23 protein-coding genes are annotated in these 21,307 nt (G+C 72.0%); 16 read left to right on the top strand and 7 right to left on the bottom strand.

The window, feature by feature from the left end; all coding sequences use genetic code 11:
* Positions 1 to 275 precede the first annotated feature (275 nt).
* From ccmI to MFF61_RS08235, 4 genes are all read left to right on the top strand, one after another.
* Positions 276 to 1,409 (top strand): c-type cytochrome biogenesis protein CcmI, encoded by a 1,134-nt coding sequence (gene ccmI / locus MFF61_RS08250; protein ID WP_238234608.1) that lies wholly within the window; start codon positions 276 to 278, stop codon positions 1,407 to 1,409.
* Between the two features lie 154 nt (positions 1,410 to 1,563).
* Positions 1,564 to 2,079 (top strand): cytochrome c maturation protein CcmE, encoded by a 516-nt coding sequence (gene ccmE, locus MFF61_RS08245; RefSeq protein ID WP_238234607.1) that lies wholly within the window; start codon positions 1,564 to 1,566, stop codon positions 2,077 to 2,079.
* A 106-nt stretch (positions 2,080 to 2,185) separates the two neighbouring features.
* Positions 2,186 to 4,174 carry a heme lyase CcmF/NrfE family subunit gene (locus MFF61_RS08240; RefSeq protein WP_238234606.1) on the top strand — a complete coding sequence of 663 codons (1,989 nt, stop codon included), beginning with the start codon at positions 2,186 to 2,188 and terminating at the stop codon, positions 4,172 to 4,174.
* Between the two features lie 4 nt (positions 4,175 to 4,178).
* Positions 4,179 to 4,655, top strand: a complete 477-nt coding sequence (locus MFF61_RS08235; RefSeq protein ID WP_238234605.1) for a cytochrome c-type biogenesis protein — start codon at positions 4,179 to 4,181, stop codon at positions 4,653 to 4,655.
* A 4-nt stretch (positions 4,656 to 4,659) separates the two neighbouring features.
* Here MFF61_RS08235 and MFF61_RS08230 read toward each other — a convergent pair whose 3' ends face one another.
* Positions 4,660 to 5,805: a GGDEF domain-containing protein gene (locus MFF61_RS08230; protein ID WP_238234604.1), complete on the bottom strand. Its 1,146-nt coding sequence runs from the start codon at positions 5,803 to 5,805 to the stop codon at positions 4,660 to 4,662.
* Between the two features lie 365 nt (positions 5,806 to 6,170).
* Between MFF61_RS08230 and MFF61_RS08225 the strand changes: the two genes are divergently transcribed.
* Positions 6,171 to 6,770, top strand: a complete 600-nt coding sequence (locus MFF61_RS08225) for a PilZ domain-containing protein (protein WP_238234603.1) — start codon at positions 6,171 to 6,173, stop codon at positions 6,768 to 6,770.
* Positions 6,771 to 6,927: 157 nt separating this feature from the next.
* Entirely contained in the window at positions 6,928 to 8,250 is a 1,323-nt protein-coding gene (locus MFF61_RS08220; protein ID WP_238234602.1) for a hemolysin family protein, read from the top strand.
* 252 nt (positions 8,251 to 8,502) lie between these two features.
* Here the strand turns inward: MFF61_RS08220 and MFF61_RS08215 are convergent, their stop codons facing one another.
* Together MFF61_RS08215 and MFF61_RS08210 are read right to left on the bottom strand one after the other, a co-directional pair.
* Entirely contained in the window at positions 8,503 to 8,739 is a 237-nt protein-coding gene (locus tag MFF61_RS08215; protein ID WP_238234601.1) for a hypothetical protein, read from the bottom strand.
* A 182-nt stretch (positions 8,740 to 8,921) separates the two neighbouring features.
* Positions 8,922 to 9,455 (bottom strand): M15 family metallopeptidase, encoded by a 534-nt coding sequence (locus MFF61_RS08210; RefSeq protein ID WP_238234600.1) that lies wholly within the window; start codon positions 9,453 to 9,455, stop codon positions 8,922 to 8,924.
* Positions 9,456 to 9,765: 310 nt separating this feature from the next.
* On the opposite strand from MFF61_RS08210, the gene MFF61_RS08205 reads away from it, so the two are divergent.
* The 3 genes from MFF61_RS08205 to MFF61_RS08195 all read left to right on the top strand — a co-directional run bounded on the left by MFF61_RS08205 (position 9,766) and on the right by MFF61_RS08195 (position 12,037).
* Positions 9,766 to 10,809 carry an adenylate/guanylate cyclase domain-containing protein gene (locus tag MFF61_RS08205; protein WP_238234778.1) on the top strand — a complete coding sequence of 348 codons (1,044 nt, stop codon included), beginning with the start codon at positions 9,766 to 9,768 and terminating at the stop codon, positions 10,807 to 10,809.
* 162 nt (positions 10,810 to 10,971) lie between these two features.
* On the top strand, positions 10,972 to 11,112 hold the full coding sequence (locus tag MFF61_RS08200) for a hypothetical protein (RefSeq protein WP_238234599.1): 141 nt from the start codon (positions 10,972 to 10,974) through the stop codon (positions 11,110 to 11,112).
* Between the two features lie 469 nt (positions 11,113 to 11,581).
* On the top strand, positions 11,582 to 12,037 hold the full coding sequence (locus tag MFF61_RS08195) for a Ros/MucR family transcriptional regulator (RefSeq protein WP_238234598.1): 456 nt from the start codon (positions 11,582 to 11,584) through the stop codon (positions 12,035 to 12,037).
* Between the two features lie 111 nt (positions 12,038 to 12,148).
* Here the strand turns inward: MFF61_RS08195 and MFF61_RS08190 are convergent, their stop codons facing one another.
* Positions 12,149 to 12,931, bottom strand: coding sequence for a DUF1194 domain-containing protein (locus tag MFF61_RS08190; RefSeq protein WP_238234597.1), 783 nt, complete (start codon positions 12,929 to 12,931; stop codon positions 12,149 to 12,151).
* Between the two features lie 279 nt (positions 12,932 to 13,210).
* Here MFF61_RS08190 and MFF61_RS08185 point away from each other — a divergent pair, with 279 nt between their 5' ends.
* The 3 genes from MFF61_RS08185 to MFF61_RS08175 all read left to right on the top strand — a co-directional run bounded on the left by MFF61_RS08185 (position 13,211) and on the right by MFF61_RS08175 (position 15,281).
* Complete coding sequence (locus MFF61_RS08185) at positions 13,211 to 13,960, top strand: restriction endonuclease (protein ID WP_238234596.1); 750 nt, start codon at positions 13,211 to 13,213, stop codon at positions 13,958 to 13,960.
* Between the two features lie 116 nt (positions 13,961 to 14,076).
* Positions 14,077 to 14,334, top strand: a complete 258-nt coding sequence (locus MFF61_RS08180) for a hypothetical protein (protein WP_238234595.1) — start codon at positions 14,077 to 14,079, stop codon at positions 14,332 to 14,334.
* Between the two features lie 86 nt (positions 14,335 to 14,420).
* A complete protein-coding gene (locus tag MFF61_RS08175; RefSeq protein ID WP_238234594.1) occupies positions 14,421 to 15,281 on the top strand; it encodes an SDR family oxidoreductase in 861 nt (286 codons plus the stop codon).
* Positions 15,282 to 15,361: 80 nt separating this feature from the next.
* Here MFF61_RS08175 and MFF61_RS08170 read toward each other — a convergent pair whose 3' ends face one another.
* On the bottom strand, positions 15,362 to 15,622 hold the full coding sequence (locus MFF61_RS08170) for a DUF6894 family protein (protein ID WP_238234593.1): 261 nt from the start codon (positions 15,620 to 15,622) through the stop codon (positions 15,362 to 15,364).
* Between the two features lie 175 nt (positions 15,623 to 15,797).
* On the opposite strand from MFF61_RS08170, the gene MFF61_RS34040 reads away from it, so the two are divergent.
* Genes MFF61_RS34040 through eutC form a run of 4 tightly spaced genes read left to right on the top strand, consistent with a single transcriptional unit; the run spans position 15,798 to position 18,906 of the window.
* Complete coding sequence (locus MFF61_RS34040) at positions 15,798 to 16,322, top strand: type II toxin-antitoxin system RelE/ParE family toxin (protein WP_373324656.1); 525 nt, start codon at positions 15,798 to 15,800, stop codon at positions 16,320 to 16,322.
* Between the two features lie 16 nt (positions 16,323 to 16,338).
* A complete protein-coding gene (locus MFF61_RS08165) occupies positions 16,339 to 16,707 on the top strand; it encodes a HigA family addiction module antitoxin (RefSeq protein WP_373324655.1) in 369 nt (122 codons plus the stop codon).
* A 31-nt stretch (positions 16,708 to 16,738) separates the two neighbouring features.
* Positions 16,739 to 18,118, top strand: coding sequence for an ethanolamine ammonia-lyase subunit EutB (locus MFF61_RS08160; protein ID WP_238234592.1), 1,380 nt, complete (start codon positions 16,739 to 16,741; stop codon positions 18,116 to 18,118).
* Positions 18,115 to 18,906 carry an ethanolamine ammonia-lyase subunit EutC gene (gene eutC, locus MFF61_RS08155; protein WP_238234591.1) on the top strand — a complete coding sequence of 264 codons (792 nt, stop codon included), beginning with the start codon at positions 18,115 to 18,117 and terminating at the stop codon, positions 18,904 to 18,906. The genes MFF61_RS08160 and eutC overlap by 4 nt, the downstream gene beginning before the upstream one ends.
* A 6-nt stretch (positions 18,907 to 18,912) precedes the next feature.
* Here eutC and MFF61_RS08150 read toward each other — a convergent pair whose 3' ends face one another.
* The gene (locus MFF61_RS08150; RefSeq protein ID WP_238234590.1) at positions 18,913 to 20,175 is read right to left on the bottom strand and encodes an MFS transporter; all 1,263 of its coding nucleotides are present in this window, start codon (positions 20,173 to 20,175) and stop codon (positions 18,913 to 18,915) included.
* Between the two features lie 327 nt (positions 20,176 to 20,502).
* Positions 20,503 to 21,159, bottom strand: coding sequence for an invasion associated locus B family protein (locus MFF61_RS08145; RefSeq protein ID WP_238234589.1), 657 nt, complete (start codon positions 21,157 to 21,159; stop codon positions 20,503 to 20,505).
* Positions 21,160 to 21,307 lie beyond the last annotated feature (148 nt).

Below are 21,307 nucleotides of genomic sequence, written 5' to 3'. Positions count from 1 at the left end.
CACCGCAGCAATCGTTGCGCAATGCAGCAACCGCAACCCGGGCCTGCGGGAATCGGCGGCTCGCGTGACACCGTGTCGCCACGTCGCGCGATCGTGTCGCCGGGACCCGGGCGCTAAGCATCACTCGCCGAAGGGGTCACGGGTCCGGCGGCCGACACGATGCGGGAGCCCTGGGCCCCATTGCCTCCGGGCGGTGCTGCTTGGCCTTCCGGCTCCGCATCGCCGTCGCCGCCGACCCGGTCAGCGCTTCGGCGCAGGATGCTTCGAGGAAGCGGATGGCGATCTGGGTTGTGTTCGCGCTGATGACCGGGGCGGCGGTGTTCGCGCTGCTGTGGCCGCTGTCGCGCCGGCCGCATCCGGCGGCTCCGGACGGGAGCGCGGAGGCCGTGCTCGCCACCGAGACCGGGTTCTACGAGGACCAGCTGCGTGACATCGAGCGGGATGCCGCCCGGGGCCTCCTCGCGCCGCAGGAGGCGGAGGCCGCCAAGGCGGAGGCCGCGCGCCGCCTGCTGCGCGCGAGCCGCCTCACCGCGGGGGCGGCGACGCCCCGGGTCGGCGAGCCGGCCCTGCGCCACCGCCGCGCGGCCTCCGCCTTCGCGCTCTCGACCGTGCCGCTGCTGGCGCTGCTGATCTACGGCCTCTACGGCTCGCCCGACCTGCCGGCCCAGCCGCAGGCGCAGCGCCTCGCCGCCGCGCGCAAGGACGCGGGCGATCTCTCGGCCGCCGTGACGCGGATCGAGACCCACCTCGCCCGCGAGCCGAACGACGGCCGCGGCTGGGAGGTGCTGGCCCCGGTCTACCTGCGCGCCGGGCGCCTCGACGACGCGGTCAAGGCCTACGAGACGGCGCTGCGGCTCCTCGGCGAGACCGCGCCGCGCCTGTCCGATTACGGCGAGGCGCTGGTGGCGGCGGGCGACGGGGTGGTCTCGGACAAGGCCCGCGGCGCCTTCGAGCGGGCGCTCGCCCTCGACGCCGCGGCGGTCAAGCCGCGCTTCTACCTCGCGCGCGCCGCCGAGCAGGACGGCAAGCGCGACCTCGCGCTGGAGCGCTACACGGCGCTCGCCGCCGCCTCCCCGCCCGACGCGCCCTGGATGCCGGTCCTGCGCGACAGCATCCAGCGCCTCGGCGGCAACGCCCCGGCCCCGGCCCAGGTCCCGGCCCCTGCCCTGAGCGAGGAGCAGCGCACGGCGATCCGCGGCATGATCGCGAGCCTCGACCAGCGCCTGTCCGAGACGGGCGGCACGCCCGACGAATGGGCCCGGCTCGTGCGCTCCTACGGCGTGATGGGCGAACGCGACAAGGCCGAGGATGCCCTGCGCCGCGCCCGGGCGGCGCTGGCCGACAAGGCCGCCCCCGTGGACGCGGCGGCCCGCGACCTGGGACTGACTGCCGCGCCGGCATCCCCCTGATGTCGCAGGGCCTTCGGGGCCGGCAGCGCTTACGCGCAGGCCCGTTCTGCTCTACACAACGGACGGATCTGCACCTGAGCCGGGAGACGCATCCGATGTCCGCGACGCCGCAGCGGCCCCGGCGACGGGCCGCGCCCGCCCGGGAGGCACGGCCATGACGCGCAAGCGGCGGCGCCTCGTCACGATCGGCGTCTGCGGTGCCGTGCTGGCCGTCGCCCTCGGCCTCGTGCTGTGGGCGATGCGGGGCACCATCGTGTTCTTCCGCTCCCCCAGCGAGGTCGCCCAGGCCGCGGTCGCCCCGGGGGTGCGCTTCCGTCTCGGTGGCCTCGTGCAGGAGGGCTCGGTCTCGCGCGGGCCGAACGAGACGGTGAGCTTCACGATCACCGACACCGCCGCCGCCGTGCCGGTGCGCTACCGCGGCCTGCTGCCCGACCTCTTCCGCGAGGGCCAGGGCGTCGTCACCGAGGGCGTGCTGGAGCCGGGCGGCGTCTTCCGGGCCGACACCGTGCTGGCCAAGCACGACGAAACCTACATGCCGCGCGAGGTCGCCGACGCCCTCAAGGCGCAGGGGCACTGGCAGGAAGGCGGCCGGAAGGGCGGACAGGAGGCCGGCAAGACCGGCGAGGCGGCCCCCAGGACGGCGTCCGGCACAGGCCCGGCGACGCGCTGAACCGCCGCACGGGCGTGCGGCGGAAGGTCTTCGCGGCGCGGCCCGCGAAGGGGACTAGGATCGCGGCGGGCCTCTCGCGGCCCGGCACACCGGAGAGGCGGCTTTCTTGCTGATCGAGGCTGGTCACTACGCGCTCGCGCTGGCGCTCGCCCTGTCGCTGGCGCAGGCCGTGATGCCGTTCTGGGCGGCCCGGATCGGCGATCCGGTGCTGCGCGGCGTCGCCGTGCCGGCGGCGCTCGCCAGCTTCGTCTGCATCGCCTTCGCGTTCGGCGCGCTCACCTATGCGCACGTCACCTCGGATTTCTCGGTCCAGAACGTGTTCGAGAACTCCCACGCGCTGAAGCCGCTGATCTACAAGATCTCGGGCGTCTGGGGGAACCACGAGGGCTCGATGCTGCTCTGGGTCCTGATCCTGGCGCTGTTCGGGGCGATCGTGGCGCTCGCGCGCGACGCGGTGCCGGCGACGCTGCGCGCCAACACGCTCGGCGTGCAGGCCGCCATCACCTTCGTGTTCCTGCTCTTCATCCTGATCACCTCGAACCCCTTCGCGCGCCTCAACCCGGCGCCGTTCGAGGGGCGCGACCTCAACCCGATCCTGCAGGATCCCGGCCTCGCCATCCACCCGCCGCTCCTCTACCTCGGCTATGTCGGCTTCTCGATCAGCTTCGCCTTCGCCATCGCGGCGCTGATCGAGGGGCGCATCGACGCCGTCTGGGCGCGGGCGGTGCGGCCCTGGACGCTGGGCGCGTGGTGCTTCCTCACGGTCGGCATCGCGATGGGCTCGTACTGGGCCTATTACGAACTCGGCTGGGGCGGCTGGTGGTTCTGGGATCCGGTCGAGAACGCCTCGCTGCTGCCCTGGCTCGCCGGGACGGCGCTCGTCCACTCCACGGTGGTGATGGAGAAGCGCGACGCCCTGAAGGTCTGGACCGTGCTGCTCGCCATCCTGACCTTCTCGCTCTCGCTGCTCGGCACCTTCCTGGTGCGCTCGGGGGTGCTGACCTCGGTGCACACCTTCGCCACCGATCCCACCCGGGGCACCTTCATCCTGGGCATCCTGATCCTGTTCATCGGCGGGTCGCTGGCGCTCTACGCGTGGCGGGCGCCCACCCTGCGCCAGGGCGGCCTGTTCGCGCCGATCTCGCGCGAGGGCGCGCTGGTGCTCAACAACCTCTTCCTCTCGGCGGCCTGCGCGACGGTGCTGGTCGGCACCCTGTATCCGCTGGTGCTGGAATCGCTCACCGGAGAGAAGATCTCGGTCGGCGCGCCGTTCTTCAACCTCACCTTCGTGCCCCTCGTCGTCCCGCTCCTGCTGCTGGTGCCTTTCGGGCAGTCGCTCGCCTGGAAGCGGGGCGACCTCGGCGCGGCCGTGCAGCGCCTGCTCGCCGCCTTCGCGGTCGCGATCGCGGTCGCGCTCGGGCTCGCCGCCTTCACCTGGGGCGGGCCGGTGGCGGCTCCGCTCGGCATCGGGCTCGGAGCCTATCTGGTGCTCGGGGCGGCGATGGAGATCGCCGCGCGGGCGAAGGGCCGCTCGTTCGGCCTGTCGCTGCGCCGGGCCGCCGGCCTGCCGCGCTCGGCCTGGGGCACGGCGCTGGCGCATGCGGGCGTCGGTCTCACGGTGATCGGCATCGCCGCCCAGGCCTGGAGCGTCGAGTCCCTCGCCACCGTGCCGCGGGGCGGCAGCCTGACCGCCGGCCCCTACACGGCGACGCTCGACGGCGTCGTGCCCCGGACCGGCCCGAACTACACCGAGACCGTGGCGCAGCTGACGATCCGCGACCGCGACCGGCACGCGATCGGCAGCCTCGAACCCGGCCGGCGCTTCTACAGCACCCGCAACATGGCGGTGAGCGAGGCGAGCCTGCTGACCGTCGGCGTGAGCCAGGTCTATGCCAGCGTGGGCGAGAGCCTGCCGGACGGGTCGCTCGGCCTGCGGCTCTACTACAAGCCGCTGGTGCTGCTGATCTGGATCGGCGCCGTGGTGATGGCCCTGGGCGGCGGGCTCTCGCTCACCGACCGGCGCTTCCGCGTCGGCGCCCCGATCGCCCGCCGCGCGCGGGGCGCCGCCCTGCCCAAAGCCGTCCCGGCGGAGTAGCGGCATGCCTCGCGCCGCATCCCGGCGGGGCGCCCGCCTCGCCCTCGTGACCCTCGCCCTTCTGGCCCCGCCGGCCGCCCGCGCGGTGCAGCCCGGCGAGGTGCTGGCCGATCCCAAGCTCGAAGCCCGCGCGCGCGACATCTCGGCGGGCCTGCGCTGCCTCGTCTGCCAGAACCAGTCGATCGACGATTCCGATGCCCCGCTCGCGCGCGACCTGCGGCTGATCGTGCGCGAGCGCCTGCGCCAGGGCGACGACGACAAGGCGGTGGTGGAGTACGTGGTGCGCCGCTACGGCGAGTTCGTGCTGCTGCGCCCGGTGCTGGCGTGGCACACGGCGCTGTTGTGGCTGACGCCGCCGCTCGCGCTCCTGCTGGGCGGGTTCGCCCTCTGGCGCGCGGCGCGCCGCCGCCGCCCGCCCGCGCCCGCCCCCCTGTCGCCCGCCGAGGAAGCGGCCGTGGCCGACCTGATCCGCCGGCCCTGACGGCTCAGGCCGCCCGCTCCCGCACCGGGGCGGCCCCGTCGAAGACGACGCGGTCGCGCCCGAGAGCCTTGGCGCGGTAGAGCGCCCGGTCGGCCCGCACCAGGAGGTCGTCGAGCGCCGTGCCGGTGCTGGCGCCGATGCTGACCGTCACGGCGAGCCCTGCCACGCTCTCGGCCCGCATCCCGGCCACCGCCCGCAGGATGGTGCGGGCGAGCGGCCCCGCCTCGACCGGCTCCGGCAGCAGGCAGGCGAATTCCTCGCCGCCGAGGCGGCCGAACGGCGCATCCGCCGGCAGCAGCGCCCGCGTGGCCGTGCAGAAGCCGACCAGCACCGCGTCCCCGATCCCGTGGCCGTAGGTGTCGTTGACGCGCTTGAAATGGTCGATGTCGAACAGCAGGAGCGTGGCTGCTCCCCGTGCCAGCAGCATCCCGGCCTGCGCCTCGAAGGCGCGGCGGTTGGCGATGCCGGTGAGCGGGTCGGTCTGGGCCGCGAGGCGCTGCTCGCGCTCCAGCCGCTCCTTGGCGAGCGCCATGAACAGGAAGGCGATCGCCACCGTGTAGAGCAGCGCGGCGAAGCACAGGATCGCCACCCACGGCGTGGCGGCGGGCGGCACGCCGCGCGGCAGGGGAAAGGCGAGCGCGGCGGGCACCCGCACCGCGTAGAGCAGCGCCTCGCTGGCGAGGAGCAGCGCGGCCGGGTAGCGGGAGACCAGGGGCTCGGCCTTGCGCCCGCGCCAGATCTCGGCGGCGGCAGCGCCGCAGTAGAAGGCGCCGAGGCTCGACGCGAGGATCACCCGAGCGTCGATCGAGGCGTAGAAGGCCGGCACCGCGCAGGCGCCGATCCAGACGAGGGGGCCGGCGAGCAGCCAGGACGCGGGCGTGGCCCGGCCCGCGAAGCTGCGGGCGCCGCACCAGATCAGCCCGTAGGCCCCGAGCATCATCGCGTTGGCGGCGGCGATCGACAGGAGGTCGGGGATCATCCCGCGCCCGCACAGCAGCGCGGAGGCCACGGCCCCGAGGATGTGGGCCGCCCCCAGGATCGCGAGGGCGCGCATGCGCCGCGCCTGGCTCCACGACAGCAGGAACAGGACCCCGACGATCAGGGCGACGAAGACCGTCACGGCCATCAGGGTCGAGGCATCGAGCGTCATCGGCGCGGGTCTGGATCTGGCCGTGTGGGTGCGATGCCGCGGAAGCCCGAACGTGCCGAGCCGATTCGGCTCACCACACCACGCGATGGTGAACAAATTCTCGTCAGCCAGCGATGAGCACCTCTCGCGGCCCCGGCCGCATCGGCCGGAAGGCCGATCACACGCTCGGGCCGGCGCGACCCGCCCGGCGCACCGGCCGTTCCGCAGCGGAATGGGGGATGGACACACGCAGAAGGTCTCGAATTCGACGGATCGGCGCACCGCATTAAGGGCCGGGCAACCGTGGCGGAGTCAGAGTTGCCCCGCTCGGACTCGCGTGAGCCCGCATCCGCGAGCACTTTCGGGGTGAGTGCAGGGTGAGCCTGATGCCAGCGTTGAGAGAGGGTTCCGCATCGACCCGGCAGCCCGATGCGCGCACCACCGCGCTGCGCGTCGTCGGACGCTTTCTCCTCCCGGGCGGTGAGGAGCACGCCTGCGAGACGCGCACCCTCTCGCCCGATCACGCCGAACTCGTCACGGCGGTGCAGGGGCTGCCGGGCGATGGCGTGACGATCTACCTCGACAACATCGGCGTCCTCTCGGGGGTGATCACCGGCGTGACGCCGTCCGGCTTCTGCGTCGCCATCACGGTCAGCCCCGAGCGGCGGGCGCGCATCGCCGCGCGCCTCGACTGGTACGTGGCGCGCGCGCGCGGCATGGCCGAGCAGCGCAGCGACGTCCGCATCGTTCCGGCCGCGACCGCGGTGCGCGTCCGGCTGCCGGACGGCGACGAACTCCCCGGCCGGCTCATCGACCTGTCGATGACCGGCGCGGCGCTGGCGGTCGACGCACGGCCCGATCTGGGCGCGACCGTGACGGTCGGCAAGCGCTTCGCCACGGTGGTGCGCCACCTCGACGGCGGCATCGCGGTCGCCTTCAAGCTCCCGTTCCGGCCCGAGACCTTCAACGAGTCGGTGGTCCTCTGAGCCGCCCCCCCTGGCGGGCGAGCCGCGCACGCGAGCCCGATCCGGCCGCGGACGCCGCGGAAATGCCGCGGGGCGGATAGCCCTGCCGGCCCCGGACGGGCTATGACAGGAGCCGCGGTGCAGTCGAGCCTGCCGCCGCGACGCGCCACGGGAGGCGGTGATTTTCTCCGACAGTCCTTGGGGAACGGGCCTCGGCTTGTTCGCCGTCGTGTTCCTGGTCTTCGCGAACGGGTTCTTCGTCGCGGCCGAATTCGCCCTCGTGGCGGTGCGGCGCAGCCGGGTTCAGGAACTGGTGGCCGAGCGGCGCGCGAACGCCGCCACGCTGCAGCAGGCCACCGACCATCTCGACGCGCATCTGGCGGCGACGCAGCTCGGCATCACCATCTCGTCCCTCGCCCTCGGCTGGGTCGGCGAGCCGGCGCTGGCTCACCTGATCGAACCCCTGCTCGCGTGGCTGCCCGAGCCGCTGGGGCAAGCCGGCGCGCATGCCATCGCGGTGGTCGTCGCCTTCGTGGTCATCACCGCCCTGCACATCGTTCTGGGCGAACTCGCGCCCAAGAGCCTCGCGCTCCAGCGCAGCGAGCGCACGGCGCTGGCGGTGGTGCGTCCGCTGCGCGTGTGTCTCCTGGTCTTCCGGCCGGCCATCCTGTTTCTCAACGGGCTCGGCAACGCGATCCTGCGCGCCTGCGGGCTCCAGCCCGGCTCGGGCGAGGGCAGCCTCCACTCGCCGGCCGAACTCACGCTCCTCGTCGCGGCGAGCCAGGAGGCGGGCCTGATCCGGGAATCGCAGCAGGAGGCCGTGTCGCGCATCTTCGACATCGGCAAGCGCCGGATCCGGGACATCATGACCCCGCGCCACGAGGTCGACTGGATCGACATCGAGGATTCCCGCGAGGCGATCCTGGAGACCGTCCGGGCCTGCCGTCACGAGGGCCTCGTGGCGAGCCGGGGCGAGATTCACGAGATCGTCGGCGTGCTGCGCAAGCAGGACATCCTCAACCGGCTCCTCGACGGCATGCCGATCGACGTGAATGCCCTGATCCGCGAACCGATCGTGGTCCATGAGGGCATGCCGATCCTGCGCGTGCTGGAGACCTTCAAGGCCAAGCCGGTGCGCATGGCCATCGTGGTGGACGAGTACGGCGACCTCGAAGGCATCGTCACCCAGACCGACCTCCTGGAGGCGATCGCGGGCGACATCCCGGACGCTGAGGACGAGGAGCCGCTGGTGGTCGAGCGCAGCGATGGCTCGCTGCTCATCGACGGGATGATGCCGGTGGTCGAGGCCTTCGAGCGCCTCGGCCTCGGTGAGCGGCCGGATACCGACGACTTCTCCACCCTGGCGGGCTTCGTGATCTCGGAACTCGGCCGCATCCCGACGTCGGGCGACCACTTCCAGCGGCACGGCTGGCGCTTCGAGGTCGTCGACATGGATGGGCGCAGGGTCGACAAGGTGCTGGCGGCACGCATGGACGTCTGAGCCCGGATCCGGCCGCGCGCGGATCCCTCCGTCAGGCAGGCGACCGGCTGTATGCCGGGCCGAACGACCGGCAGCCCGGTTGCGCGACGTCATCATCGCGGCGGTCGACGGCGACGGTGCTCGACCGGCTGGAGACGGATGCGGACGGCACGCGTGCCGCGAAGGAGATGCGGAGGTCGGCCGGCACGGCCCTGGGGCGCCTCCTCGGATGAGCGGCGGGCGGGCCTCGCGGCCCGCCTCCCCCTCTGCGCGTCAGTCGCAGCGCTCGCTGCGAACCGTCTTGGTGTCGCCGAACTCGTTGGTCTTGCGCACGGTCTTCGTCTCGCAGCCGCCCACCGTGCCGGTGGTGTCGACCGAGCGCTTCTCGATCACCGTGGAGCGCTCACGCTCGACCGGCGCGTCGCGGCGGATGATCACCTCCTCGGCGAGGGCCGCGGGCGCGCAGGCGAGAGTCGCGAGGGCGGCGAGGGTGAGGATGCGGGTGCGCATGAAAGGCTCCTGGCTTGAGCGTGAGTTTCGCCTCAAACGCGGCCGCAGCGAGAACGGTTCCTGAGAGAAGGATCCGCTGCGCGGCGCATCTCCCCCGGGGTCCCGGGCCGCCTTCCGCTGACGCGGCCTGCACTCGGGACGAACGCGCGCCCATGACCGGCCGCGACCAGCCGGAACCCGTCTCAGAGATCGGCCGCCTGGAAGTGCATGCCGTCGGCCGTCTTCCATTTGCCGCCCCAGGTCCAGCCTTCGCTCGCGAAGATCGCCACGACGCCCGGCGGCATCATCTTCTTCGCCGGATCCGGGTCGTATTTGACCTTCCAGCCGTTGATGAGGTGGCTCAGGTCGATCGCCGCGCCCCAGGCATGGGTCGACAGCGTTGTTCCGCCCGCCTTCAGCTTGAAGACATGCACGCCGGCGCACAGGTCAAGTTCGTAATCGTGGATCTGCGCCGGCGTGAAGTTGTTACCGATCTGAGTGAGGATATTCAGCAAGCTGCTCGCACATTTTTTATGCACTCGCAAGCTGGAAAATTTCATGGCCCGCTTCTTGACGACGTTTCCGCTCTGCTGCGGGTAATACAGCTGGTAGGGCGGAACGATCTTGACGATGTTCGCGCTCTCCCATTGCGGATCCGCCTTGAAGTCACCGTTCGCGTCGGGATTCCCGTAGAAGGCATTCATCTGCGACGGCGTCTGCTTCGGCCATGTCGACATTGCGCTCTCCCTGAGACCGGCGGCGTCCGGCAGGGATCATACTGGACTGACCAAGGGGAAACTTCCAGATAGATTTTCCTCGGTCCGTCCTTTCCGCTCGGGTATCGCCGCACCCGGTTGGCGCATGCCTGTGGGCGGCCCGCGGGTGCCGCACCGGTTCGCCCCGAAAAGCGCCTCAATCGGCGGCAAGGCATCGCGGGCGCTTCGCGCCCAGGAGGCTCAGCATTTGCCCGGCGCCGCCCCGCTCCACCGCACCCCGGCCGACCCGCATCCGGGCCGGCTCGCGCGGGCGCCGTTCTGGAGCGCCCCGCTGACGGTCATCCCGCAGCATGCGTGGTTCTGGATCGCCATCCTGGCGCTCAGCGCGGGCGCGGGCGTGCTCTACGACATCCTGTTCGACAACCGGATTCCGCTCGTCGCGGCGATCTACGGCTTCTGCATCGGGGCCTGTGCCCTCACGCTCGAGCGCGGGGTGCTGATGCCGCACCTCCAGTCGCGCTTCCGGCGCCTGCCGACCTTCCTGTACGTGCCGGTGGCCGAACTCGCCTATGTGGCGATGATCGCGCTCGGCCACGGCCTCGGCGGCCTCGTGGTCTGGAGCCTGGGGCTGAGCCAGGAGCCCTTCGCCGTCGCGGTCGTGCCGTCGCTGCGGGTTCTCGTCTACGCCCTCGCCGTCTCGGCGCTGCTCGTCTTCGTGGTGCGGATGCGCGACCTCGTCGGCGCGGAGGTCTTCGTCAACCTGATGATCGGGCGCTACCACAAGCCGGTCGAGGAACAGCGCATCTTCCTGTTCGTCGACGTGGTCGGTTCAACCGCCTACGCCGAGACCCACGGCGCCCTCAGGGCCCAGGCCTATCTCGGTGCCGTGTTCGCCGCCCTCGCCGAACCGGTGCGGCGCTGCCAGGGCTCGACGGACGATTTCGTGGGCGACATGGCGATGATCACGTGGCCGATGAGCCGCGGGCTGCAGGACGCGCGCTGCGTCGCCTGCGTGTTCGCCATCCGCGACGCGCTCGCGCGCGAGGCCGCGTCCTGGCGGGAGCAGTTCGGCACGGTGCCGGAGATCCGCGCGGCCCTCCACGGCGGTTCGGTGGTCACCGCCGAGGTCGGCGTCGACCGCCACAAGATCGCGTATTTCGGCGACGCCGTGAACGTGACCGCCAGGATCGAGACGCTGTGCCGGACCCTCGACACGCCGGTGCTGATCTCCGCCGACCTTCTGGACCGGTTGCCCCGGCTGCCCGACGGCATCCGGGCCCGCGCCCTCGGCCAGCACGCCGTGCGCGGGCGTGATCAGGCGCTGTCGGTGGTCGCGCTGGAGCGCGAGACCGGCCGACATCCGGCCGCCGGGTGAGAACCAGCCGGAACGGGCGTCCGGGAACCGGCCGCGAGCGACCACCGTTCCTCGCCTGAGGAGCCGACCGGGACGATTCCGTCCGGCCGCGCGGCCTCTCCCCATTGCCGCCGCCGGACCGAAGGCCATCTTGGTGGAGGATGCCCAGCACGAGGGCCGGCGATGCCTCCTATCCGCAAGCAGACGAGCGATGACGGGCTGTGCACGCTCATCATCGGCGATTCGGTCTTCCTGACGGATCTGAGCGAGGCCGATGCGGATGCGATCATCGCAGCCTACAGTCGCATCACCGCCGCGGCATGATCCGCCGGCGCGATTCGCCGGCGATTTCGTGGTGCCCGTTCAAGTTGCACACACCCGGTCCGCGGCCACGCGCCGCGCATGAGCGTATATTCCTAAACAATTGACCCTGCCGCATAGTGCAGCCACGTGTGGCCCGCATGCTTGGCGGTCCTTCTGCGAACGAGCAGAGTACCAGTAATTTTTTACCTCAAAAGCCCCCAGGCCGCCGATTCGAGCCGCACAGCGCCCAACCTGAAGGCATCCTGCGTGACCGACGGTGGCATTGATTTCAACCCAGAGCCACCAAAACGGCGCGAACCTAACGGTTGCATCCGAAAACCGCGCGAGTCTTGTTTGCCTCTTGCACGAACTGAGCGGAAGCAATATTAATCAGTGCTGACAGAAGACATATCCGCCTCGATTCGGATGGAACCTGCGGCTGGAATGTCTGGACGTCTTCGGGTTTCCCGGCGCAATGAGGGCAGGCAGGATGAGTGAGAGTACGGCCTCGACGGGCTATATCGAGTTGGCGGCCGACATCGTGTCGGCTTTCGTGAGCAGGAACTCGGTCCCGCCGGCGGAACTGCCCGGACTGATTGCTTCGGTGCATGCGGCCCTGGGCAGCCTGGGGAAGGACGCGGCCGCGGAGAAGCCGGCCGCACTCACGCCTGCCGTTCCGATCAAGCGCTCGATCACCCCGGAATTTCTCATCTGCCTTGAGGACGGCAAGAAATTCAAATCGCTCAAGCGGCATCTCCGGTCGCGTTACGGCCTCAGCCCCGAGCAGTACCGGGCACGGTGGAACCTGCCGGCGGACTACCCGATGGTGGCGCCGAACTATGCGGCGGCCCGCTCCGAGCTGGCCAAGACCATGGGTCTTGGGCAGCAGAGGCGGAAATCCTACCCGACGAAGCGCAAGACACAGACCGCCAAGGCAGCCGAATAGCCCGCATCGGTCCTCGCTCGCGGTCCGCACCGGGGGCGCGATGATGCTCGGGCCCGGCGAAGCGTCTCGCCCGCCCGTCACCTCGGCGACGCGCGACTCGCCGTCAGGACTTCAATCCCATTCGGGATTCGGCCGGTCCCCGACGAGGCAGTTCGCTCTCGGCCCGGTCTGGATGCGCTGCACCCGCGGCGGCTCGGCGTGGCCCGCGACCTCGCGCACGATCTTGGTGCGGATGGCGTCCGCGAATTGCGCGCGCTCGCGCACCGGCACCATGAAGCTGCCGCTCCCGCCGATCACGCAATCCCGGTAGTAGAGGTCGAGGTCCTTGATGTCCCAGGGACCGCTCGGCTCGCGGATCATCAGCGGCAGGCCGTTGATTACGATGCCCTGCGCCACCGCGTCGTCGCGCGCGCGCGTCACCGGGCGCCCCTGGTTGTTCGGGCCGTCGCCCGAGACGTCGATGACCCGCCGCAGGGGCTCCAGCCCGTTATTGGCGAACAGGCCGACCGAGAAGTCGATGGCGCTGGCGATCGAGGTCCAGGTCGAGCGCCGCGGCGGACTCTGCGACAGGAGATCCGCGAAGGCGAGGGCGTCCTCCCGCCCGGCGATCAGGGTCCAGGGCACCACCACGCGCTGGTTGCCGACCCCGGCCCACTCGACGTAGGTGACGGCGATCCGGCCGAGGAGCCCCTGGCGCACGGCCTGATGCACGACGGCCGAGCGGAAGGCCTCGACGTAGCCGCTGCGCTGGACGAACTGCTCGTCGGCGGTCATCGACAGCGAGACGTCCACGGCGAGCACCAGGGCGACGTCCACCTCTGTCGGCGACTCGGCGGCACGGCTGCCCGTGACGCAGAGCAGACAGGCGAGAACGGCGGCGACCCAGTGCCTCATCGCGATCTCCCGCGCCCGGCTCTCCTTCGTGTCGCATCGTCGTCCCACCGAAACGAGGACCGCTTTGGCGAAGGATGCGCATGGGCCGGCCGGCCGAGCATCGGCCGAGTGACAGCACGGGTGCAAGCACCGCGCCGCCCTTGCGCTGATCGGCCCCGCCCGAGGCTCCGTCCCGGCCGGCCTCCGGTGCAAGACGCCTGTGGACGCCGCGTGCGGCCCGCCCCCGGTTAGCCCGGGGGCAAGCACCCGCTGCCAGGGTGCCGGCGTGAGGAGGAGTGCATGGCCGCGCCGCGCAGCATCGCCGATCTGCTGTTCTGGCCCGTGGTGGCGGGCGGGGCGGCGAGCCTGTGGCTCGGGCGCCCGGCCCTCGCGGTCACCGTCCTGGTGGTGACCGCCGTGCTGACGCACCGGCTCGGGCGCGGGCGCCGCTTCCGGCGGCGGGTGCGGCGTCTGGTGGAACCGCACCGCGGGACGCTCGCTCTGCGGCGGCGGCAGGAGACCTACGTCGATCCCTACGACAACCTGATCCTCGACGGCTGGCTGCGCGAGCGCGATTACTTCGTGGCCCGCACCCTGCGGCCGCGGCTCGAGGCCGAGGGCTACGGCGACCTCGCCGAGGCCCGCCGCGAGGAGATCCTGGCGCTGGTCGAGGCGGCCTCGCTTGCGGAGGCGCACGAGGAGGCGGACGCCCTGCCGGAGGACGGGATCGCTTACGAGCGCTTCTGCGCCGCCCTCTTGGAGCGCGCCGGCTGGCAGGCTCGCGCCACCCGGGCGGCGGGGGACCAGGGGGCCGATGTGATCGCCGAATGGGACGGCCTGCGCCTCGTCGTGCAATGCAAGCGCTACGCGAAGCCGGTGGGCAACGCTGCGGTGCAGGAAGTGGTCGCCGCCCGCAGCTACTGGAACGCCGACCGGGCCGCCGTGGTCTCGAATGCGGGGTTCACCCCGGCGGCCCGCAAGCTCGCCGGCGCGACCGGCGTGCTGCTGCTCCACCACGACGACCTCGGCAGCCTGCGGCCGCGGCGCTGACGCGCGCGCCTCGCGGGGCGGAACAGGCGCCGCACGGGACCGTTGGTCCGGCGTCGCGCCCGGCCCCGCGGGGGCCGGAGCGGCGCCACGGATGCCACGTCCTGGGAGATCGTTCGATGCGCGCGCTCGGCCTCGTGCTGGCCCCGCTGTTCCTCGCCGCGCCGGCCCTGGCGCAACCCTATCCGTTTTTCGACGACGGTCCGGAGGTGACCGGCAGCGTGCGCGCCGCGCCGCCCGGCGTCTACGCGGAACGGCCCGACGGGTTCGGTCCCCGCGTCTGCCAGAAATGGTGCCCGGCCGACATGGTCCCGTGCGATCCGCCGAACTTCAAGATCGCGGACGGGCGCTGCCGGCCGAACAACGGCCGCTTCTGACACGGCTCGCCCGGCCCATCGAGTCATCCTCCCGGTCGCGGCGCGGCTCGCGGCCGGTCCCTGTTGCGCGTCCAGGAGTCACCGCCATGCCGGACTTCCCCACACCGCCCTTCAGCCGCCAGAAGCAGATCCCGATGCCGGGCCGGGATGCCGAGATGGATCCGCGGCCCGATTACGGCGAGACGAGCTACCGCGGGTCGGGCCGGCTTGCCGGCCGCAAGGCCATCATCACCGGGGGTGACAGCGGCATCGGCAAGGCGGTGGCGCTCGCCTTCGCGCGCGAGGGCGCGGACGTGCTCATCAGCTACTACGACGAGCATGACGATGCGCGCGAGGCCGGCCGCCTCGTCGAGGAGGCCGGGCGCAAGGCCGTGCTGGTGCCCGGCGACATCAAGGACCCGGCCCATTGCCGCGCCATCGTCGAGAAGGCGGTGGCGGCGTTCGGGGGCGTCGACATCCTCGTCAACAACGCCGCCCATCAGGCCACCTTCCAGTCGCCCGAGGAGATCAGCGACGAGGAGTGGGACGTCACCTTCCGCACCAACATCCACGCGATGTTCTACCTGACGAAGGCGGCGCTGCCGCACCTGCGGCCGGGCAGCGCGATCGTCAACACGACCTCGATCAACGCCGACACGCCGAGCCCGCAGCTCCTCGCCTACGCCACCACCAAGGGGGCGATCCAGAACTTCACCGGCGGCTTGGCGCAGCTCCTGGCCGAGAAGGGCATCCGCGTGAACTGCGTCGCGCCGGGTCCGGTCTGGACGCCGCTGATCCCGTCGACGATGCCCCCGGAGAAGGTCGAGAATTTCGGCAAGCAGGTGCCGATGCAGCGGCCGGCCCAACCCTGCGAGCTGGCGCCGGTCTACGTCATGCTGGCCGCCGAGGAAGCGAGCTACGTCTCGGGCGCCACCGTGGCGGTGACGGGCGGCAAGCCGCTGATCTGACGGCCTGCCCGCCGGCACTGCGGGCGGGATCCATTGAGCCGCCGGCGCGCTCGGCGAGCGCCCCGCCGGCGGCCGTCCCCTCAGGCCGCCATGCTGCCGGCCGGTGCCGCGCCGCGCGTCACCGTGGCGCCGAGCACCACCCGCATCACGGTCTGGCCGGTCTCGTCGCGCACCCGCAGCGCGAGGTCGGCGCGCCGGCCGCAGGGCAGCGGCGCGGCGGCGCAGGAGCGCAGCGCCAGCACGGCCTCGGCGCGGGCGGCACCGTCATCGGCCAGGACCACACCGACATCGTCCCGGGCGTCGAAGCCCTCCGCTTCGAGGTCGAAGAAGTAGCGATGCACGGGCGTCCTCCTCACTGATCACGGTGTGAAAGCCCAAGTGGAAGCGGACCGCCTTCACATGGGATAGTGCACTGGTCACGACGCAAGAGGCGTTCCAGCGGCGCGGCGCTCTCCGAACCGGGAGCGGTCGAGACCCGGATTTTGCCACGAGGCGGGCCGCGCCAGCGTCCCGTCGATGGGAGATCCCGCGGACCGTCACGGGGAGAGACGCGCGAAGGGGGCGGATCACCCCTCGTCACCCGACCGGATCCGGAGACGTGGCTGTCTCCGGGACGATCATCGCCCCCGGCCAAGGCCCGGTTCGATCCGCCGGTCGGCGAGGCATCCTGCATGCGGCGATGCCGGCCCGATCCGGTCGCACGCGCCGCGTCCCCTGCGATGTGGGCATCCATCCCGGGCGCCATCCGATCGAGCCTGCACCCTGCGATCTAGGGCTGCGGCAGCGCGTTGCAACGGCCACGGTCGCTTTGGCGGGCTGGCTCGATTCAGGCACGTCTTCAAGGCGGCGCGCCGGAAGCTCGGGGTGATCGATGCGGCTACGCCGCTTGACGAGGTGAAGAGGCCGCCCGGGAACACCCTCCGTGCGCCGACGAACGATCGGGCCGGACACCACGCGATCAGGGTCGACGACCGTGTCCGCATCTGCTTTGCGTGGACCGATCACGGGCCCGCTCGTGTCGAGATCGTCGATCATCACTGACCGGAGGACGAACGCGGTGATCGACGAGCCGGAGATCGTGGACACGCTCTCCCCGCTGCATCCTGGCGAGGTGTTGCGTGAGGAGTTCATGAAGCCCCTCGGGCTGTCCGCCGGGGCTGTTGCCAAGGCTCTCGAGCTGCCTCGGACCCGCATCGAGCGGATCGTTCGAGAGGAGATCGGCATCAGCACCGACACGGCCCTGCGGCTCGGACGCCGGTTCAACGTGTCGTCTCAGTTCTGGCTCAACCTTCAGACGCGGTTCGAGACCGAGACGCTGCTGCCCGAGATCCGTCGGGAGCTTGAGGAGATCCGCCGCATCCCTGCCGCCCCGCCTTCGGGGGTGCGGATCACCGGACCGGATCGCGTCCCGCGCCGAATGCGGTAGTGTCGTGCGGTCGAGGCAGGAGAGATCCCGAATGGCCTACCGGCACGTCGTCGGCCCCCGCACGTGGGTGTTCTCGGATCTGGCGGAGCTGATGGCCAAGGCGAGCCCGATCCGCTCCGGCGACCGGCTCGCGGGCATCGCGGCGGGCTCGGCCGAGGAATCGGTGGCGGCGCGCTGGTGCCTCGCCGACCGGCCGCTCACCGACCTCATCAACCGGCCGCTGATCCCCTACGAGGACGACGACGTCACCCGGCTGATCCTCGACACCCACGACACCGCGGCCTTCGCGGCGATCGCCCACCTGACGGTGGGGGATTTCCGCGAGTTCCTGCTCACGGCGGAGAGCGCGACGCTGTCGGCGATCGCGCCCGGCGTGACGCCCGAGATCGCCGCCGCCGTGTCGAAGATCATGCGCAACCAGGACCTGATCCTGGTCGCCCGCAAGGCCCGGGTGGTGACGCGCTTCCGCAACACGATCGGGCTGCCCGGCACGATGGCGGTGCGCCTGCAGCCGAACCACCCCGGCGACGACCCCGCCGGCATCACGGCGGCGATCCTCGACGGTCTCGCGTATGGCTGCGGCGACGCGGTGATCGGCATCAACCCGGTCTCGGATTCGGTGCAGGGGCTGACGGGCCTGCTCCACCTGCTCGCCGAGATGATCGACCGCTTCGCGATTCCCACCCAGGGCTGCGTGCTCACCCACGTCACCACCACCATGGAGGCGATGGAGCGGGGCGTGCCGGTCGACCTCGTCTTCCAGTCGATCGCGGGCACGCAAGCAGCGAACGCCTCCTTCGGGGTGACGCTGGCGCTGCTCAAGGAGGCGCACGAGGCGGCGCTGGCGCTGCGGCGCGGCAGCCTGGGCGACAACGTGATGTATTTCGAGACCGGCCAGGGCTCGGCCCTATCGGCGAACGCGCATCACGGCATCGACCAGCAGACGCTGGAGGCGCGCGCCTACGCGGTCGCCCGCGCCTTCCGGCCGCTCCTCGTCAACAGCGTGGTGGGCTTCATCGGCCCCGAATACCTCTACGACGGCAAGGAGATCATCCGGGCCGGCCTGGAGGACCATTTCTGCGGCAAGCTGATGGGCGTGCCGCTCGGGGTCGACGTCTGCTACACCAACCACGCCGAGGCCGACCAGGACGACATGGACACCCTGCTCACGCTGCTGGGCGCGGCCGGCGTGACCTACGTGATGGGCGTGCCGGGGGCCGACGACGTGATGCTGAACTACCAGTCGACGTCCTTCCACGACCAGCTCTACCTGCGCGAGGTGCTGGGCCTGAAGCGGGCGCCGGAATTCGCCGCGTGGCTCGACCGCATGGGCCTCGCCGATGCCGAGGGCCGGCTCCGGCCCGGCGGGGCGGCGCCGCTGCTCGCGGCCGCGCCGGGGCTTGCCGCATGAGCCCGCACGGGAACCCCGACGAGGTCTGGCGGCGCCTGGCTGCCCTCACCCCGGCCCGCATCGGCCTCGGCCGCGCCGGCTCCGGCCTGCCGACCCGGGAGGTGCTGCGCTTCGCGCTGGCCCACGCGCAGGCCCGCGACGCGGTCCATGCCGCGCTCGATGGGGAGGGCGTGCGGGCCGGCCTGACCGGTCTCGGTTGGGCGGCGGTCCCGGTGGCCTCGGCCGCCCCGGACCGGGCGACCTACCTGCGCCGGCCCGATCTCGGCCGGCGGCTGGACGAGGCGAGCCGGGAGCGCCTGCGCGATGCGGCCGGCGCGCCCGTGGACCTCGCGCTGGTGGTCGCGGACGGCCTCTCGGCCCGGGCCGTGCACGAGGGCGCGGTGCCGGTGCTCGCGGCGCTTGCGCCCGCGATCGCGGCATCGGGCTGGTCGCTGGCGCCGGTGGCGATCGCCGAGCAGGCCCGGGTGGCGCTCGGCGACGAGATCGGGGCGGCCCTGCGGGCCAGGGCGGTGGCGGTGCTGATCGGCGAGCGGCCCGGCCTCTCCTCCCCCGACAGCCTGGGGATCTACCTCACCTTCGATCCCCGCCCGGGCCGCACCGATGCCGAGCGCAACTGCCTCTCGAACGTGCGCCAGGCCGGGCTCCCGCCCGACCTCGCGGCCTTCAAGCTGCACTGGCTCCTCACCCAGGCCTTCGCGCGCGGCCTCACCGGCGTGGCGCTGAAGGACGAGAGCGACCGGCTGCTCGCGGGCGAGCCGGGGGCCGCGGCGCTCGCCGCGCCGCGGTGACCGGGCTCAGGCGCGCTGCGTGCCCGGGATCAGGCCGGATTCGGCCTGCGCCGCGTCGTCGGCGGTGGCGAGCACCTTGCCGCGCGGGCCGACCCAGGTGCCGACCCAGCGGCGCGACCACAGGGCGAGGCAGCCGAGCACCACGGCGGTGAAGATCGCGTAGCCCACGAAGCCCGCCGCGAAGCCGCCGGTGAACTGCTTCGAGAGGCCCATGGCGTTCGGCAGGATCGCGCCGCCGAGCGCGCCGACCTCGCCGATCATCGAGCCGGCCACCGCCGTGTTGGCCGGCCAGCGAAGGGGCACCAGCTGGAACAGTGCCCCGTTGCCGGCGCCGAGCGCCGCGAAGCAGACCATGAACAGGATCGTGGTGAGGAGAAGCGGCGGCGAGGTGGTGAGCAGCAGGAAGGAGCCGACCGCGGCGAGCAGCACCACGGTGAGCACCAGGATGCCGCCGATGCGGTCGGCGCAGTAGCCGCCCACCACCCGGATGCCCGAGCCCATCAGCGCCGCCAGCATGGTCAGGCGCCCCGCCTCGACCTTGGTCACGGCGAACTGCTCGTAGAAGAAGGTCGGCAGGAAGTTCGACAGGCCGATGAAGCCGCCGAAGGTGATGACGTAGATCAGGTTGAAGGCCCAGCCGTCCTTCTCGAACAGGCAGGAGATGTGCTCGCGGAAGCTCTGGTGCTCGCGGTCCGGCGGCTCCTTGGCGAAGACGATCATGACGAGGAGCGGCAGCGCCATGACGGTGCCGGCGAAGCCGTAGACCGTCTGCCAGCCATAGGCCTGGGCGAGCGGCGGCGCGAACAGCACGGCGAGCACCGTGCCGGAATTGCCCGCCCCGGCGATGCCCATCGCCAGGCCCTTGTGCTGGGGCGGGAACCAGCCCGAGCCGAGCGAGAGCGCGACCCCGAAGGAGGCGCCCGCGATGCCGAGCAGCACGCCCATCGCCAGCACGTCGCCGTAGCTGTCGATGAAGAAGAACCCGAAGGCCATCGCCACCATGATCAGCACCATCTCGGTGATGGCAGCGTTCTTGCGGCCGATGTACTGGGCGAGCACGCCGAGCGGAAAGCGCATGACGGCGCCGGCCAGGATCGGCAGGGAGATCATGAAGCCGGTCTGGGCCGGGGTGAGCCCGTAGGTCTCGGTGATGAACGGGCCCATCGCGCCGTTCAGGACCCAGATCGCGAAGCAGAAATCGAAGTACAGGAACGCGGCAAAAAGGGTCGGGGGATGCCCCGATCGCATCACGGTCTTGAAGCTGGCCATGCATCGAGCCTCGAACTGGAACCCCCGCGGGGGGACTTCGTCACGTCGCTGGATGAGGGATGGTGCACGGACCGGCCGCAGCCGCCTGCCTCATCCCCGATCGAACGGACAACCCTGTCCAAGGCACGGGCGTCTTTGCCCGGAGGCCGCGTGACGGCCTGCCCGGGTAGCCGTTAGCAGCAATCGTGCCAGGGAGGCCGGGCGGAGGCGGCCCGGCCTCGCCCTGTGCGGGCGGGGCGGGGCGCCCGTCGCGGGCCGGTCCGCGGCGGCGCGTGCTGACGCCCAATCGGGCAGGCGGCGCATGCCTGCGGTGCAGGCCGGCAGGGATCAGCCCGCCAGCACGCCCATCCGCGCCAGGGCGGCGGCGAAGCCCGCCAGCGGCACCGTGATGGTCTCCGCCTCGCCGTTCGGGCGCGTGCCGGTGACGCGCAGCGCCACCGCGGTCCTCATCGCGTCCGTGGCGACCGTCGGGAAGCTGATCGGCACGATGCAGCCCGCCGCCACGCAGGTCGTGTAGAACGCCCCCTTGCCGAGGGTGGCGTCGTCGAGCTTGAAGGTGATGCCGGGCTCGATCTGCAGGCCGAGCGGCATCAGCACCACGCCCTCGCTGCGGCCGTCGCGGGGCTGGCGCAGTTCGATGCTGAAGCGCCGCCGCCCGGTCTGCGCCTCGCCCTGCGCCTGCGAGAGCTGGCACTGGCGCGCCTCGCCCTCGCGGGTGCAGCTGACCGTCCAGTCGCCGTAGACCTCGGTCACGGCGCTGGCGCCCGGCGGCCAGCCGGCCGGGGCGGCCGCTTTGGCGGGCTCGGGGGCCGGCGCCGGGGCGGGCTTGCGGGCGGGCGGCGGGCGGCGCGGCGCGGGCTTGGCCGCGGGCGCTGCCGGCTCGGCCGGGGCGGCGTCCTCCTGGGCACGGGCGGGCGGGGCGGCGAGGCCGAGGACCAGCGCGAGGGCGAGACCGGCTGGAACGGGCGATCGGCGAGACGTCATGCGGGCTCCCTGAGGACCGCCGGCCGCGGCGGCCGGTCCGTGCCCGGTCCCTCTAGAGCTGGCCGGCCCCGATGAAAAGCCACGCCCGCACCGATCATGTCCTTGAAACTGTTTTGAGTTCGACCAATGAAAGAGGACCGCCTTCGTC

Source organism: Methylobacterium isbiliense (assembly GCF_022179325.1).
Taxonomy (GTDB): Bacteria; Pseudomonadota; Alphaproteobacteria; order Rhizobiales; family Beijerinckiaceae; genus Methylobacterium; species Methylobacterium isbiliense.
Note: the sequence above shows the minus strand (reverse complement) of the source record. Positions and strands in the feature narration are given on the sequence as shown.